The sequence below is a fragment of the Sphingobacterium sp. Ag1 genome, assembly GCF_000988325.1.
Lineage (GTDB): Bacteria > Bacteroidota > Bacteroidia > Sphingobacteriales > Sphingobacteriaceae > Sphingobacterium.
This window is the reverse complement of record NZ_LBGU01000044.1, coordinates 395,278-412,940: the sequence shown is the minus strand read 5'-3', so window position 1 is coordinate 412,940 and position 17,663 is coordinate 395,278. Positions and strand designations below refer to the sequence as shown.

At 43.6% G+C, this 17,663-nt stretch carries 11 protein-coding genes; 4 read left to right on the top strand and 7 right to left on the bottom strand.

What is annotated here, in order from left to right:
- Positions 1-34: 34 nt before the first annotated feature.
- Positions 35-241, bottom strand: coding sequence for an RNA-binding S4 domain-containing protein (locus AAW12_RS22440; protein WP_046675893.1), 207 nt, complete (start codon positions 239-241; stop codon positions 35-37).
- Between the two features lie 95 nt (positions 242-336).
- Here AAW12_RS22440 and AAW12_RS22435 point away from each other — a divergent pair, with 95 nt between their 5' ends.
- The 3 genes from AAW12_RS22435 (at position 337) to xpt (ending at position 4,203) form a co-directional block, all read left to right on the top strand.
- Positions 337-1,530, top strand: a complete 1,194-nt coding sequence (locus tag AAW12_RS22435; protein WP_046675892.1) for a proline dehydrogenase family protein — start codon at positions 337-339, stop codon at positions 1,528-1,530.
- A gap of 265 nt (positions 1,531-1,795) precedes the next feature.
- Positions 1,796-3,574, top strand: coding sequence for an AMP-dependent synthetase/ligase (locus AAW12_RS22430; RefSeq protein ID WP_046675891.1), 1,779 nt, complete (start codon positions 1,796-1,798; stop codon positions 3,572-3,574).
- A 53-nt stretch (positions 3,575-3,627) separates the two neighbouring features.
- Positions 3,628-4,203: a xanthine phosphoribosyltransferase gene (gene xpt, locus AAW12_RS22425; RefSeq protein ID WP_046675890.1), complete on the top strand. Its 576-nt coding sequence runs from the start codon at positions 3,628-3,630 to the stop codon at positions 4,201-4,203.
- Positions 4,204-4,270: 67 nt separating this feature from the next.
- On the opposite strand, the gene AAW12_RS22420 is transcribed toward xpt, so the two are convergent.
- Positions 4,271-4,756 (bottom strand): hypothetical protein, encoded by a 486-nt coding sequence (locus tag AAW12_RS22420; protein WP_156167732.1) that lies wholly within the window; start codon positions 4,754-4,756, stop codon positions 4,271-4,273.
- Between the two features lie 177 nt (positions 4,757-4,933).
- On the opposite strand from AAW12_RS22420, the gene mnmE reads away from it, so the two are divergent.
- On the top strand, positions 4,934-6,313 hold the full coding sequence (gene mnmE / locus AAW12_RS22415; RefSeq protein WP_046675888.1) for a tRNA uridine-5-carboxymethylaminomethyl(34) synthesis GTPase MnmE: 1,380 nt from the start codon (positions 4,934-4,936) through the stop codon (positions 6,311-6,313).
- A gap of 114 nt (positions 6,314-6,427) precedes the next feature.
- Here mnmE and AAW12_RS22410 read toward each other — a convergent pair whose 3' ends face one another.
- From AAW12_RS22410 to AAW12_RS22390, 5 genes are read right to left on the bottom strand one after another with little or no spacing between them, the layout of a single operon-like run.
- Complete coding sequence (locus AAW12_RS22410; RefSeq protein ID WP_046675887.1) at positions 6,428-8,872, bottom strand: glycoside hydrolase family 2 TIM barrel-domain containing protein; 2,445 nt, start codon at positions 8,870-8,872, stop codon at positions 6,428-6,430.
- 4 nt (positions 8,873-8,876) lie between these two features.
- Complete coding sequence (locus AAW12_RS22405; RefSeq protein ID WP_156167731.1) at positions 8,877-9,812, bottom strand: hypothetical protein; 936 nt, start codon at positions 9,810-9,812, stop codon at positions 8,877-8,879.
- A 49-nt stretch (positions 9,813-9,861) separates the two neighbouring features.
- Positions 9,862-11,490, bottom strand: a complete 1,629-nt coding sequence (locus AAW12_RS22400; protein ID WP_046675886.1) for a RagB/SusD family nutrient uptake outer membrane protein — start codon at positions 11,488-11,490, stop codon at positions 9,862-9,864.
- 12 nt (positions 11,491-11,502) lie between these two features.
- A complete protein-coding gene (locus AAW12_RS22395) occupies positions 11,503-14,640 on the bottom strand; it encodes a SusC/RagA family TonB-linked outer membrane protein (protein WP_197084140.1) in 3,138 nt (1,045 codons plus the stop codon).
- A gap of 27 nt (positions 14,641-14,667) precedes the next feature.
- Positions 14,668-17,532, bottom strand: a complete 2,865-nt coding sequence (locus AAW12_RS22390; RefSeq protein WP_231585334.1) for a TIM-barrel domain-containing protein — start codon at positions 17,530-17,532, stop codon at positions 14,668-14,670.
- Positions 17,533-17,663: the final 131 nt, after the last annotated feature.

The following is a 17,663-nucleotide window of genomic DNA, read 5'->3' as shown; positions in this document are numbered from 1 at the left end:
GTTTAAGTTTTCTATTTACCAATATTGTTTAATATTACACCAATTTTATTTGCATCCCATCAAATTCAACAACATCTCCTGGTCGCAATTTGAGCCTTTTCCGGTAATCGACCTGCCCATTATACTTTACACACCCTTCCGATACAACCCACTGAGCCATAGCACCATGCTCCACCCAATTTAAAGCTTTAAGTAACTGTATGAGCTGGATATATTCGCCCTCGATTTTAAATTCTTGCATTTCACAAAAATAGTGGTTTCACTGAGGAATACAAGAATTATCATCGTTTTAATGCTTAGTAAATTGCTACATTTGCCTTATTGCAAATAAAGATTATGATTGAGAATTCTGAGCCCAAGACATTATCCTTTGATAATACAGAGATTGCTTTTAAAAGTAAAAGCGATAAGGATTTGGAAAGAGCGTATTGGTTATTCAAAATAATAGCGAATAACTTCTTGACAAAAGTAGGTCCGTCAATGACCAACTTTGCACTGAACATCGGATTACCTATCCAGGGTATCATCCGTAAAACAATCTTCAAGCATTTTTGTGGCGGAGAGACCATCGAAGGTTGCGAAAATGCGATCAACGAATTGGGAGAGAATGGTGTAGGGACAATATTGGATTATTCCGTTGAAGGAGAAGAAACTGAAAGTGCATTTGACGCTTGCTGCAACGAGGTATTGCGCACCGTAGTCGCGGCCAGTAAAAACAAATACATTCCATTTTCAGTATTTAAACCAACTGGATTAGGCCGATTTGAACTGTTTGAAAAAGTCAATGCAAAGGAAGCCTTGACAGAAAGTGAACAGGCAGAATACCAACGTATGTTGGATCGTACCGATCGCATCTGTAAAGCTTGTCATGCAGCTGGTGTAAAAGTTTTAGTAGATGCTGAACATTCATGGATCCAAGATGCAATTGACGATATCGCTCGTGAAATGATGGAAAAATACAATATGGAAAAACCAATTGTATATAATACTTATCAATTGTACCGTAGTGATAAGTTGGCATCTTTGAAAGCTGACTTTGAATACGCCAAAGTTAGAGGATTTCACATGGGTGCTAAGATCGTTCGTGGTGCCTATATGGAGATCGAACGTGCTCGCGCTGCGCAAAAAGGTTATTCCGATCCCATCCAGCCAAATAAAGAAGCTTCCGATAGAGATTATAATGAAGCTATTGAATTTATCTTGGATCATCTGGACAACTTTGGACTAATGGCGGGTACACACAATGAGGACAGTAGCATGCTACTTGCAAAGGAAATTGACAGACGTGGTATCGACCGATCAATCGACCGTATTTACTTTGCACAATTATTGGGTATGTCTGATAACCTGAGCTTCAATTTAGCTGCACATGGCTACAATGTTGCCAAATACATGCCTTACGGACCGGTGAAAGCAGTGATGCCATACCTTTTCCGTAGAGCACAGGAAAATACTTCAGTCGCAGGAGCGACAGGTCGGGAGCTCGGGCTTTTGATCAAAGAAAAACAAAGAAGAAAAGCTAGTCGATAACGACTAGCTTTTTTTATAATTGGCGCGCATCAAGTCCATCTACTCAAGGAACTATGCTCAAATGGTCTCCAAGAAACACCCTACTTTTGAAAAGCACAAAAGCACTTTACCTATCACTCGCCTCCCCTTCGCACTTTTGAAACAAGCTAATTACAAAATCATTCCATATTCTTGAAACAATTATTTATGTTTGCAAACTTTTCCCTTAAAACAAAGTTCATACTGGAAGGGTGCTCCCCAGGAGCTTAAAAGAATACGATTTGAAATGGAAGAAAAACTTAGATTATTTGATCTTGCACGTCAACAGATGGGCAAATACCCCAATCTTGATATGTTTGCGCACAAAGTGGACGGCAAGTGGAATTATATCAAAACAGCAGATTTTCTTGAACAAGTAGACAACCTCTCCGAAGGGCTGATTGAACTTGGCGTGAAACCCAGCGAGAAAGTTGGTCTCATTGCCGGCAGTAGCATGGAATGGCATATGATTGACTTTGCAATCCAGCAAATTGGTGCAGTCGTGGTGGCCATCTATCCAAATATTACCGATACAGACTATCAATATATTTTTAATGATGCCGAAATCAGGGTCTGTATCGTCAGTAACAAAAGCTTGTACGATCGCCTGATGAATCTAACCGATTCAATCTATACATTGAAGTATCTTTTTTGTATCGCCGAACAGGAAGGAACACGCAGCTGGAAAGAACTTAATGATATAGGCTCCAATTGCTCCCCAGAAAAACTAGCAGCGCTCCGCGATCAGATCAAACCTGAAGATCTCGCTACCCTGATCTACACTTCTGGAACCACGGGCAAACCAAAAGGCGTCATGCTGTCACACAATAATATATTTTCCAATGTATTAGGTGCAGCAGAAATTACGCCCTGTAAGGCTTACGACCGCGGATTGACCTTCCTGCCACCCTGCCACGCCTACGAACGCATGGTTTTATATACCTATATGTATCTCGGCTTTACGATCTATATCGCAGAATCTTTTGATAAAATAGGTGATAATCTGAAGGAAGTAAAACCTCATATCATGACCGTTGTCCCCCGTATTCTTGAAAAAGTCTACGAGAAAATCATGAAAACAGGCCACGATCTCACTGGTTTCAAACGAAAAGTTTTTGATTGGGCTGTCTCAGTCGCAGAAGAATATGATCCAAATCCTGAGAAAAGAAGCCTATCCTATAATCTCAAACTAAAGCTTGCCAAGAAACTTGTCCTTAACAAATGGTATGAGGCTTTGGGTGGCGAATTGCTTACCGTTGCCTCTGGATCAGCCTCTCTTCACAGCAAGTTAACACGTGCCTTCTTAGCTGCAGGAATTCCATTATATGAGGGTTACGGCATGACCGAAGCCTCACCACTCATTTCAGTCAATCATTATATCAAAGGTATTCGCATTGGCACTGTTGGACTTCCTGTACGTTTTGTTGAAATAAAACTCGCCGAAGACGGAGAGATATTGGTAAAAGGTCCCAACGTCATGATGGGCTATTATAAGAATAAGGCAGAGACGGATAAAACCATCATTGATGGATGGTTGCACACCGGAGATATCGGGAAGTGGGAAGATGAGAAATTCTTAAAAATCATTGACCGAAAAAAAGAGATGTTCAAAATTTCGGGTGGAAAGTACGTTATACCACAACCTATCGAAACCAAGCTCGTTGAATCTAAGTTTATAGAACAGGCAATGGTAATCGGTGACGGGATGAAATTTGCCTCTGCCTTTATTGTACCAAACTATGCCCATTTGTTGGATTGGGCCAGAACAGATGCTCCTGAACTTGCTACCATGGCAAAGGATGATTTTCTGACTGACCCGACTATTGTAAAAAAAGTCAATCAGGAGGTGCGCCGTGCAAACCAGCATTTTGGTAACTGGGAGCAGATCAAGAAACCGATTATTTTAACCGACGAATTTACAATTGAAAATGGAGAGTTAACACCAACCTTAAAAATGAAACGGAAGGTCATTCTCGAACATCATCAAGAAGAGTTCAATAACCTCTATCAAATGGAGATGGATTAAGGATCAACTGATCAAAATTTTGACATAGCACGCTATATTTATACAAGTAAAACATGAAATTATTAAAGGATAGAATCCTTCATGACGGTAAAAGTCTCGCAGGAGGCATACTTAAAGTAGACAACTTCATCAATCATCAAATGGACCCCGTATTGATGAAATCTATTGCGGTGGAATTTGTCCGCCGTTTTGCAGACCTCCCGATCAATAAAATCATTACAATTGAAGCAAGCGGAATAGCCCCAGCGATTATGCTTGGCTACCTTTTAGAACTCCCGGTTGTATTTGTAAAAAAAGCAAAACCCACGACCATGGCCGATATGTATGTGAGCCAGGTACATTCGTTTACCAAGAATAGAACCTACGACATCTGTGTCAGTAAAGAATTTCTTGCACCCGGCGACAATGTTCTTTTTATAGACGATTTTTTGGCCAATGGAAATGCTGCTTTTGGCATGCTCGATTTGGTCCAGCAATCAGGTGCGTCGTTATCAGGCATGGGGTTTATTATAGAGAAGTCCTTCCAAGAAGGGGGAAAAAGATTAAGAGAATTGCCTGATTTAAGAATCGAATCGCTAGCGCGGATAAAGTCGCTTGAAGTGAATAAGGTCAGTTTCGAAGAAGACTAGCAAAAAGAAAAGCCTCATCTCCCTAAAGATTGAGGCTTTTTTATTCAAACAACAAGATAAATTCTTTCTAGTCCCAACGGTAGTCATTGTAAAAATCTTCAGGATGTCTGCTAATTGCAACATCTTTTACAATCCGGATATTGGCTGCTCCCAAGTTGACATTCAACATAAACGAAGGCACGTTTGATGAAAAATTCCAACGGCCATTGCGCATATACACGTAACCTCCTCTGTAAGGGTCATAGAATGTTTTGTAATCTCTAAAGTATACATGGTGTCTACTATCGTAACGATGTGCACTTGCCCAGGCTGGTGCTCCATGACGGTATCCTTTTCGGTATGACTTAGCTACTTCTTTATGATATTTACGGTCTTCTTTTTCGCGTTTTTCTAAATATTTTCGATATTCCTTATCCCTTTTCTCTTCATATTTTCTACGCTCTTTGTCCTGTTTCCATTCACGTTCATGTCCCCGATACTGAGCGGAAGATTGTTGTGGAGCCACTAATACAAGTCCTCCTATTGCCAACGCGAAGTATATCATCTTTCTCATAACAGTATAATTTAAATTTAAAAATTAATTTCACTCCGCCTGTGTTTCATTCTTTTTTACAAGCGTTTCTATGGGTATGACTTCAATGTTTGAACAAAGGTTTAATCGGTCAAGATGAATTTAATTTGTGCCGCAATATATAGAATCCATTATTCCAATTTAACGTATCTTTGTACCATGTCAAATACGGGATATATCACTGAAGATACCATTGTTGCATTAGCGACATCTTCTGGAACAAATGGAGCTATCGCTGTCATACGCGTTTCGGGTCAGAATGCCATAAAAATTACAAACGAAATATTTAAAGGAAAGAACCTGCTTCAACAAGCATCGCATACTATCCATTTTGGAACCATACGGGATGGCGAAGAGATTATAGATGAAGTACTTGTTTCTTTATTTGTAGCCCCGAACTCCTACACGAGAGAAAATTCGGTGGAAATATCAACGCACAACTCCAAATATATTATCGAGCGCGTTGTAAATTTACTGATCAAAAAAGGAGCACGTGCTGCTCGTCCGGGAGAATTTACCCTACGTGCATTTCTCAATGGTGGCATGGATCTATCACAAGCAGAAGCAGTTGCCGATTTAATTGCATCCAATTCTGCAGCTTCACATCAAGTGGCGATGCAACAAATGCGGGGCGGTTTCTCCAATCAGCTTAAATCCCTTCGTGAAGATCTCATTCACTTTGCTTCACTAATTGAATTAGAGCTTGATTTTTCGGAAGAAGATGTGGAATTTGCGAACAGGGATCAGCTAAAAAATCTAATCAACAAAATACAGGTCATTGTTCAAAAATTAATACAATCTTTTGAACAAGGTAACGTCCTTAAAAATGGTGTGCCTGTTGTCATTGCGGGGAAACCGAATGTTGGAAAATCAACCCTATTGAATGCTTTCTTAAATGAAGAACGTGCCATTGTTTCCGATATTGCAGGGACTACGCGTGATACTATTGAAGATGAAATTAATATTCATGGCGTCACATTCCGATTTATTGACACTGCAGGTATACGTGAGACGGCAGATGTTATTGAAGCAAAAGGAGTTGAGCGTACCCGTGAAAAGATGAAACAGGCACGATTGATCATTTACCTTTTCGATCCTACCCAGGACAAAGTTGAAGAAGTACAAGCTCAATTACCAGAAATCGAGCGACTACAAATTCCGTTTGTCACCATTATCAATAAATCAGATTTGCTTTCTGAGGCGCAAAAAGACGTTTACAATGTCCTTAATCCGCTCTACATTTCAGCAAAAGAGCAAATTGGCGTCGAGGAATTGAAAGACGAATTGATCAATCGTGTACAATTAGGAAATTTAAATACAGATGATGTTATGGTCACCAACATCCGTCACGTGGAAGCGCTACAAAAAACAGCAGATTCACTGGAACGCGTAATATATGGTATTGACAATCCGGTCACTTCTGATTTCCTAGCAATGGATATCCGCCAAGCGCTATATCATCTTGGTGAAATCACGGGAAGTGTTTCGACAGACGATTTATTGGATAATATCTTCTCGAAATTCTGTATCGGCAAGTAAATCATAGCCTTAATGATCGCGTGATACAACAAAGAGCAAGGTCCGACCATGGTCGGACCTTGCTCTTATTAGTGAAAAAAAACATACAAATCCAGCGCAGAGCAGAGCCAAGAACTATTTGGCTTCAAGTTGAATATCACCCGAAATTAGTCCTTCGCTTTTTGCCCTTACCTGTATTTTGCCTTTGTTTTTGCTCGTGACAATCGCCAAGGCTTTACCATGAAAAGCATTGCGGGAAGCAGATTGGAAGCTCGTCAGATCCGTCGTATTGCCATTGTCTGTCGCCACAATTTTTGCACCATCTCCCTCCACCTCAAATTCGATTTTATCGTCTGCATAAGGAACGATCGTGCCAAACTCGTCCACGATATAAGCATGTACAAAGGAAAGTTCTTTCTTTGCCGAATTGAAATTCACATTTTCTGCAAACAATTGTATACGATGCGCTTTCGCTGCGGTACGGATCGTTTTACTTAGCAGTTTCTTGCCACCTTGAAACGATATTACTTCAATCTCCCCTGGTTTGAATTCAACAGCTTTAAATACAAGGTCGTACCGATCTGGGTCTTTGGACTGCTCCCTTATCCTTTTACCGTTCAGATAAAGCTCCACCCGGTCAGCCTGATTAAAATATACCACGATATCTACCCGATCACCTTGCTTCCAATTCCAATGAGGCAATACATGTAAGACCGGCTTTTCTGTCCAGACGCTTTGATACAGATAGTAGACATCTTTCGGAAATCCAGCTAGATCCACAATACCAAAGTACGAACTTCGTGCCGGCCAGGTGTAGGGTGTTGGTTCGCCGAGATAATCAAATCCTGTCCATACATACATGCCCGCAATATGGTCGTACTTTTCCATCAACCTCAAGCTTGTCTGATGATTTGATCCCCAAGGTGTAAATACATTGTCGTAAGCCGATATGTTCCTGTCTTTGTTCCCGCCAGAAAAGGGAATATCCCATCGTTCTGGCCACATGCGACTAGAATCATATGGCACCAAATCATACGTTCCGCGGCTTTCCAATGCCGAAGTACTTTCCGTTACGATAAACTTCTTTTCAGGATGATCTTGTGGGAAGCTTGCCCATTTCTTATGGTTATAGTTGTAGCCAATCAAATCTACCGCCGAACTCATCAGCACCGGATTGGCTTTGGAGAGTTCATTATTGGCAATGGTGGTCGGACGTGTGCCATCCAGACTATCGACGATTGTTGCCAGCGCAATCGGAATCGCTGCACCATCAGCTTTGGAATGCCATTGCTCCTGCGCTTCATTGCCCAGGCACCATATAAACAGCGACGGATGATTCCGGTCCCTTTTGATATGGTCAACAAAGTCCCGCTTGTACCATTCGTCCCAATATAAATGATAGTCATAGGGATTTTTACGCCCATTCCAGACATCGAAGGTTTCACTCATCACAACAAAACCCAAGCTATCGCAGAGGTCCAAAAACGCTGGCGCCGCAGGATTGTGTGATGTCCGTATTCCATTCACCCCCATTTCTTTCATGATGCGAAGCTGACGTAATGCTGCAGATCGGTTGAATGCCATGCCCAAAGCGCCGAGATCACTATGTAAACAGACCCCACGGATTTTAAGCGGCCTCCCATTGAGCATAAAGCCCTGTTGCTGATCGAAGCTAAAATTACGTAAGCCAAATTTCGTAAGCTGTTCATCTACAACCCGACCATCAACAATAAGTTTAATCTTTGCTGTATATTGATAGGGATTTTCGATACCCCATAAGATGGGATTTTCGAGGACTATCTGCTGATCGAGGGGATGCAGACCTGCCTTGAGGGCGTTCAACGTAGTACGTTTACTCGCTATAACAGCACCTTGAGCTGAAAGCACCTCTGTCAACAACATCATATTTTTAGATGCCTTAGGGCTATGCTCAATTTCGAGGCTGAGATCCACGACAGCGTGTTTCTCGCTGAGCTGCCCAGCCCTTATGAAGGTACTGTTGCTGCCTATGGCGACTGGATTTCGGCTGATTAATTTAACATCACGATAGATACCCGAACCCGAATAGAAACGCGAATTGGGCTGATTCTTATTGTTTACTTTTACTGAAAGCAGGTTGTCCCTACCATCCCAGTATAAATAAGGGGAAAGCTCATATTCGAATCCGATATAACCATTGGGTCTTTTTCCCAAGAAATGCCCATTGATCCAGACTTCACTGTTTTCGTATACACCTTCGAATGCAATAAATATCCGTTGCCCTCGCTCAGCCTGAGCCAACTTAAACGTTTTTTGATACCAGCCTACGCCACCATCGAGGTAAGCAGCCCCGCTACCTGCAGGGCTGTTTTCTCTAAATGGCATTTCGATACTCCAGTCATGTGGTAGATCGAGCTTTCGCCAGCCCTCTCCGTTTCGTCCATTGCTATATTGCTGGATGCTGTCCAGTTTAAACCACCAGCCCCCATTAAAATCAATAACCTTTCCGGACTGTCCACTTACGGAGCTCGCGGTCGCAAATAAGAGGAAGAGCAGGATCATTATTCGGCTATACCCAGTATCAACTAATTGCTTCAGCATACATTTATGGGGTCTTGTTGTTATCCTTGGCATCTCCGGCCAAACTCTCCTTGTAGGCCTTGCTGATAAAATTAAAGGTCAGCATGGCCGCTCCGTCGTTCGAAAGCACGGGATCTCGCAATACCCCCAGTTGCATGGTATTCTCGGTCAACGACATAATACGGACATCGCCCCAGTCGACGACGATCCCATCTTGTGGTTTTCCATGTAAAGGCGAAGCCCCCGTCATGCGGATGGTTTTCTTTTCGGTATCAATATTGAAAGTTCCCTTCTGGACTTTGCCCAGCATAGCATGGTTAACATGAATGTTTGCGCCACCTTTCAGGTCAAAAGTCATACTCCCATAATTGCCTGCCGGCATCAGCCAGCTATTGCCTTTCCAATCGGGTTCCCAGCTCCAGCTATCGCTGTTTAGGGGCGCAGCTGTTTTGTTGATGCTTCCCCACCAGTCACCGGTACCGTAAAAATACAGCGGACCTTTAAAGTAACGGGAGATACCGTCAGCATCTAGATCGAGATACCAGGTTTTCTCTTCCCCTGCCCCGCCCGCCAGTAAGGTCCAGGTCTCGTCACTGATAAATTCGGCATACATCTGATCGATTTTAAAGGTCACAGGCTCGCCGTAGACGATGCCACCACGCGTCTCGACACCAAATTTTACCGTGTAATCACCAGGGAAAGGCATTTTCAAGGTCACCTTTTTTTCCTGGCTCCGTCCCTGTGGATGCTCCCATAAAGCGGTGTATCTGGGATCCATCAAACTCGTTAAATACACAATATTGGGATTATTGGCATCATGTTCAATGGTAAACGCTTTACCCTTCTCTAACTGTGCCGATGTGACATCGATGTCCCCCAGGGTATAATTCTCCGGAGAACAGGCTCCAAAGAGTACCATCGCTACAAAGAAGCAGATGATATATGTGAATATCTTTTTCATGTTTATCTAGTTATAATTCAACTAATAGTAAGTCCTAGTATACCTATGTTTAGTTCCAGCCGGCATTTTGTTTCAGTACACCATTGGATAACGTAATCTGCTTGTTTGGAATCTGCATAAATCCTTTCGTTGTCAAAAAACGTTCCTTAGTCACGCTGACCTTCTCCGGCACCGAACCGCTAAGCACATCTTCGGTTGTTTCCAGTGTAGCAGCCGCATTATTTAACCCCTGCCGCAATACATCCCAATAACGGATACCTTCAAACGCAAATTCAAATTTTCTTTCCTTCAGAATATTATTTTTTGAAACTGTTAGCGGCACAAAATTGGTCTTGTACGCTCTTTTCCTTACCTCGTCAAAGTATTTCTGTGCGTTTGCGGATCCGAGTTCTGCCGCCATAAGCAAGACATCAGCATAGCGGATGACAAAGTAATCCTGGTCTTGGGACAGTTGCATATCCTTATCTCCACCTGTATTGGTAGTGCCATCCGGCAATGCCGTAGGGGCGTATTTTTTTATGGTGTAACCTGTATACTCACGCTGGTCTTTCAGGTCAAATCCGGTGATGTTCTCGCCATCGATATCAATAATTGAGGCGGTTTTGCGCGTATCCATGTTGTCAAACTCATTGAAGAACTTTTTGCTTACCGTACATGCACCCCATCCCTGACCATACGGAGACCAATTTTTACCGCGCAAGCCCAGGAAGACGACCCAGCGGTTGCCATCGATATACCCGCTATAATTCGAGGTATTGTTGAATTTCTGCGCAAATACCACTTCAACATTTCCCTTACCGGCATATTTGGAGATGTCTAGTGTATTATTGCTTGCATTGGGGATATAGCTCGCTGCCGGCCACAGATTCTTGAAATCTGCCACCAGCGCAAACTGGCCACTGCTGATAACTTCTTCCAGTCCCGCCAAGGCTTCGGCTTTGGAGACACCGATATCTTCACTGCCGTAATAGCCTGAATAAAATAGATAAACACGGGCCAGTAGCGCTTTAGCAGCAAATGGAGTTGCCCGACCATCATTGGTTGCCGCAGCTGACTTCGGGTAAGCTGTTGCCGGGATATTGGCAGCCGCAAATTTAAGGTCCGAAACAATCAGTTGATAAACAGCTTTGGGGTCCGACTGTGGAATATTCTCATTGGTCGGGCCCGTTAGCAAAGGGATGTTTTCGAAGAGACGGACGAGATCAAAGTACATGGTGGCCCGCAGGAATTTTGTTTCCCCTTCAATACGTACCCGCGCTGTTGTGTTACCTGAAAAATCAGTACCATCCAATTTTCCCAAAAGTGTATTGCAGCGAAAAATCCCCGCATAGTAATCAGACCAGGTACCATCAAAGATATTATTGTCCGATTGGGATTGCGCAATATCAAAACGGTCTATTGCCTGAAATGCGCGACCGTCTGTTGTACCAGTTCCACCAAAACAATTGTCGCTTGCTACTTCTGCAGTGATATAGAAGGCCTGACTCCCATTGGAAGTCGTCCGTTGATAACCATCATAACAACCGACCAAGGCCATGTCAGCATCGGCTATCGTTTTATAAAAATTGCTTTCCAAAACGCTAGTCATCGGTTCGACATCCAAAAAACTGGATGAACATGATCCTAAGATTAAGGATCCAAATAACATGGAATGATAGATATAGCTCGTTTTTTTCATGATTTCTTGTGTTTAGAATTTAACATTTAGGCCAAATAATACAGTCCTTGGTCTTGGATAGTAACCGAGGTCGATACCCGATACCCAACCATCGGTTCCATAACCGATCTCAGGATCCATCCCATCATATTTGGTGAACGTAAACAGATTTTGACCTTGTACGTAGAAGCGGATCTGATTGGCATACTTCCATTTGATCAGCTTCGATAAGTCATAACCTAAGGTCACATTGCTAATCCGAAGGAAGTCTCCATCCTGAATATAAAGGTCTGAAAACTGCCAGTTGACATTAGTTTCCGTAACACGGGGGATCGTATTGGAAGTACCCTCTCCCGTCCATCGCTCTAATATTCGTGTGGTATAGTTTGCCTGTTTATTGGCATGATTGCGGTAAGACTGTACAATTTTGTTGCCCAGGGAGCCGTAGGCATTGACCGAAAAATCAAATCCTTTATAATCTAGTCCAATATTAAATCCATAGGTGAAACTAGGCATGCCTACACCCAGATTTGTTTTATCCGAGGCATTGATAATACCATCGTTATTCTGATCTACATATTTCACATCGCCGGGTTTTACATCCGCTTGAAGAATACCTTTCCCGGCTGTTTTCCAGGCATCGATCTCGGCTTGGCTCTGGAACAGACCGTCTGTTTTATACCCCCAGAAGTAACCAATGGGCAGGCCGTTTGCGGCACGATAAAATTCTTCCGAATTATCGTATAACATGGCTGTCTGTCCGTGGATAATTCCATCTTCAGTTGGTATTTGTCCGACCTTATTTTTGTTGTAGGCACCATTTACCCCAAGACGGTATTTGACTTCATTGATCCTGTCCGCCCAATTTAGTCCCAATTCTACCCCCGTATTCTTCACATCACCGCCATTGATAAAAGGAGGCAACGTACCGGTTGTCGCCAAAACAGGCGCTGTAACCAACCAGTTCTTCGTCTTTTTGACATAAAAATCGGCCACAACATCCAGGCGGCTTTTCGCGAATTTGGCGTCAAATCCAATATTGGTCTGTTCGGAAGTTTCCCAGGTCAGATTCGGATTGGATAAGCGGCTCGGATAAGCACCGGCGATATTATTATTGCTCGTTCCAAAGACATAATGCGCTCCGGGGTTGGAGGACGTAATGCCTGTTGAGGTACTGATGGGTGCCGCATATTGAAAATCAGCGATATCCTGGTTACCCACTTGCCCCCATGAAGCACGAAGTTTAAAGAAGTTTACAGCCGCTAAATGTTCTTTAAAAAACTCTTCCGAAGAAATTACCCAGCCTGCCGATACCGAAGGAAAATATCCCCAGCGATTGCTGCGCGAAAATTTAGAAGATCCATCTGCACGCAATGTAGCATTCAACAGGTACTTTTCCTTATAGTTGTAGCCCAGCCGTCCAAAGTACGAGACCCTACGCGTGATGTTCTCTGGTTTTCCAGACACGGTACGCGTTTCGACGACATTACCTTTTTCGTCCAGGTGTGCCTGGCCTGTGGTATTGTCCAGGTAAGCATGTGCAAAATCATTGAACTGCGAAAGCAGATTCCAGTTGGACCCCGAAAGGTAAGTTCCCTGGTAACGTAGCGATTCCATACCGACCATGGCCGAAAAACGATGATCCGTATGGATATCAAAGTCATAGGAAGCAGTATTTGTCCAGGTCAGCGTATGACCTTTGCTCATGTTCTGTGAGGTTGTTGTATGATCTTGGTTGTAGGTGTAGATGGAGAAGCGGTATAAGGGCGTAAAACTTCTGTATTCTGAAGCATAATAGTTGAATCCCAGCAATGACCGAACCTTCAAGCCTTTGATCGGCTCGATCTCCGCAAATACATCCGCCAGTAATTTTTGGCCATCATTGGCGTTATTAGAATTGGTCATCATCACTCCATATGGATTGCTGTCCCCATTGTACCAAGGTGAATTGGAGGTATCATTGAAAGGACTTCCGTACAAGCCATTGTCCGAGTACACCGGTGACAAGGGCGAAGTCGCAAAAGCACCGCGTAAGGTATTATTGTACTGGTTGCCTACACCGATGCCCCGATTTTTGATGTAGTTAAAGTTAAGGTGCTGACCTATTTTCACAAAGTTATCGAAGAGTTTATGTTCCGAGTTCGTACGGAAACCATAACGCTGATAGTTGGAAACATCTTTACCACCGACAATTCCCTCCTGACCAATATAGTTCATCGATAAGGCGTAGGTGGATTTTTCATTGCCGCCAGTCAGGGCAACATTGTAATTGTCCATTTTTGCATTATCCTTAAACATGTAATCCATCCAATTGGTATTGGCCAGACCATCCATGCTGTTAAAATCAATAACCCCAGCCCCCGAATTCAGCGATTGCTCATTCATGATCAGCTTGTACTGATCTGCATCCAGCAATTTTGCTTTACGCGAAACGTTCTGAATGCCTGTATAGCCATCAAACGACAGCACATTTTTTCCCGCAGCGCCCATTTTAGTGGTGACCAGAATAACCCCATTGGCAGCCTGCGAACCATAGATGGCGGCCGAAGCCGCGTCTTTCAATACGTCGATAGATTGGATATCGGCCGCATTTAAGACCGAAATATCCCCTCCCGGAACGCCATCGATGACGTACAAGGGGCCTGAATTGCCAATTGTTCCCAGCCCCCGTACGACCACCTTCATATCTGCTCCCGGCTGACCGGAAGTTGATGTAATGGATACACCCGGTGCTTGCCCCTGAAGCGACTGCAGCGGGTTTAATTGATTGCGCTTCTGTAGTTCTTCACCCTCCACCTTCAAATTGGCTCCTGTATTCAGTTTTTTCTTTTGTACACCGTAGCCGATAACCACCACCTCTTCAAGATCGGAAGCTTGCGGCTGTAGGCGGATCACCATATTGGGGCCAGTCACTTTAATTTCTTCGGTTTTGTACCCCACGTAGGTAACGATCAATACTGTCCCTGTGCTGGCCTTCAGTGCAAACTTGCCCGATTCATCACTGCTTGTTGAAATCTTCTGATTCTTTACTTTGATACTCGCTCCCCCGATCGGCAGTCCTGAATCAGCCGAAACAACCGATCCGGTAAAGGATTGTGCCCAGACCAAAGAGGTTACGCTGGTCATGACAACGACGGCCATGCCCCTGCTCAACAATTGTTTGCTTATCATATCTCTTGATTTATAAATTGGTTTTTATTATTTTAATTTGACCTGCAAGGCTTTACCGGCATAGGTTACCACTGTGGGTTTTGCTGGTGAAACATCCAGTCCAACGGCGTTGCTGTCGCTGACAAAAATGAAATTGAACTTTCTTTTGGTCAGCATGCCATCGAAATCACCCTGACGGTTGGCCACTGACAGCGTCTTTGTCGAATTGTCATAACTGAAATCAATGCGACTATATTTCCCTTTTTCATAATTATAGTTGCTTCCTTCGTCTTCATAGAGTGAAAAATGACCGTTTGCTCCCGCATAGACATAGACATCCAGTACATCCGGCTTTTTCTCGGCAGTATACTGCATGACCGGTCCAATAGGCAATATTGCTCCGGCTCTGACATAAACAGGGATACGTTCGTATGGTGCAGCAACAAGCAGATCCTGCCCACCTGTTACCATCTTGCCACTGTATAGATCATACCAGCTGGTTCCTTTTGGAAAGTGTATCTTGCGTGAGCTCGCACCTTTTTCAGTGACAGGACTGATGAGCAAAGATGGTCCCCAAAGGTATTGGTCATTGCGGTCGAATCCATCTTTGTCCTGAGGGAAATCCATGGCAAGTCCACGTATCATCGAATAGTCATCAAAAAAAGTCTTTGCGGCAAGACTATAATTATAGGCCAGTAATTTATACCGTAGATTGATCGCATAGATCATGCTTTTATAGGCCGGATGATCCACAGGAGCGATATTATACGGCTCGCGGTAGGGATATTGTCCATGCGCCCTGAATAAAGGCAAGAATGCCCCGTATTGGTACCAGCGGCTATTCAGCTCGCGCCACTCCTCCAAGTCCGCCGCATCAGGTTTGTGAAACCTATTTTCAACCAAAAAGCCACCTGCATCCATCGTCCAATAAGGTGTACCGGACATCGAGAAATTGACGCCCCCGGCAATCTGATCTTTCATGTCATGCCATCTCGAAGCAATATCGCCGCTCCAGGCAGCAGCCGCATAGCGCTGCTGCCCTGCAAAAAAGGATCGCGTCAGAATAAACACCCGTTTGTTAGGATCTGTTTCACGCTGGCCCTCGTAGATACCCTTGGCATTTTGCAAAGGGAACGCATTATAGTAGCGAACAGATGATCCTATAGCTGGCTGAAAGACCGATTTACGCTCATCCAGATCAATATTGGAGTGAATATCTGGCTCACTCGCATCCATCCACCAGGCATCGATCCCAATTTTGAAAAGATTGTTGTCCAACAATTTCCAGAACCCATCGCGTGCCGCTTTGTTGAAAGGATCATAAAATGTCGAGGTATAGCCCTTTCCGATCCAGTCTTTACGGCCGTCATAAATATTTCGCGGATAGATCCATTTGTTGGCTTTAAATTCTTGGTATACCGATGACTCTTCATTGATTTTGGGCCAGGCCGAAATCATGATCTTAAAGTGCTGATCATGCAGCTTCTTCACCATAGCCAGAGGGTCTGGAAAACGCTTTACATCAAATTTTTGGCTCCCCCAGTCGTTTTCAGCCCAGTAAGACCAATCCTGCACAATATTGTCGATCGGAATCTTACGTTTGCGAAATTCAGCCGCGACCTCCTCAATTTCCGCTTGTGTCTTGTAACGTTCTCTGCTCTGCCAAAATCCAAAGCTCCAAATCGGCATAATCGGTGCCTTGCCGGACAAGTGGCGATAACCTGCAATGACCTCATCCATTGATGCGCCCTGTACAAAGTAATAATCAATGGCATCTCCAGCTTCTGAATTAAAGGAAAATACGTTTTTACGCGCTTCTGGAATGGGGCTCTGCCAGTTTAAGGTAAAATAAGATTCGCCCCCATCAGGTATCCATTCCATTCGGATCTGGTAAGTTTTATCTTTCTGCAGGTCTCTTTCTATTTCAAAGGTACCCGCATTCCAGGATTGCCGCCAGCGGTCAGCGACCTGCTCGCCATCAATCCAAACTTTCATATAACCTGAATATTTAAAATGCAGCACATGTTTGCCAGTATAGGCCGAAGAGAAACTTCCGGCATAGATGACTTTGCTTTCGGCCAGCTTTACGCTCTTTGGAAATTTGTGCTGATCTGTTAGGTAGCCATAGTCGATAATCGATTCCGGTCGGGATAGATACACTTCTTCGTCCCTGTTCCGATTTACATAGGTTGCCGTGAGCCAACCCGGTTCTCCTTCTTTTGACTGCAACTTAAAAGCATTTAAAGGCAATAACGGCCTCACGTCGCCCGCTTTTGTAATGGAGTAATTGTGCCATAAAATGCCATAGTTGTTAGTGGACAGTAAAAAGGGTATTCCGATTTCTGTATTGTACTGCAGCAGCGAAACCTGTTTGCCACGGTTATAATTCATCACCGCATTCTGATGTTGGCCGAGTCCATAGATCCCCTCTTCCGCATTGACAATAAAGTCTTGGTTAATGTGATAAAATGCATCACCTTGATAACTATTGGCTAAAAAAGAACTTGAATTCCGCTTTGCTTCTTTAAGGATGGATTGCCCCTTAAGGTCAAAAAATTCCACTTTGCCGTTCATCAAGGAAACCACTGCCTGCATATTGGCCGTTTGTACATTTACCGTCGAGTCGGTCGAGCTTACCGCGAGTGATTTTACTTGCCGGCGCAGTGAATCGACGATCACTAAGCTCGTTTGTTCCGGTAAGACTGCACCAGCTGGAACAGCTGTGACACGCACAATCTTGTCGGTTACGACATCCAAATAAATATCCTGATCAATGGAGGTCTCCGAATTTTTGAAGCTGACCTTAATACCGGAAGGCATTTTTTCATAATGAGCTTTATTGGCTTGGCTAAATCCCTGCTGCACGATTGCGAAGAGCATCAAACCACTTAAAGCGTACGTTAAGTTGCGCATTTAAATAAGATTTATTGGTTATTATATTCCCTTGGTTATTACGCGTCCTTTCCTATTGAAAGAACAGATCAAATATAGAATGCAACCGGTTGTATAAGGGGTATATTTTGTTAACTTTTAGGGGTTATTTT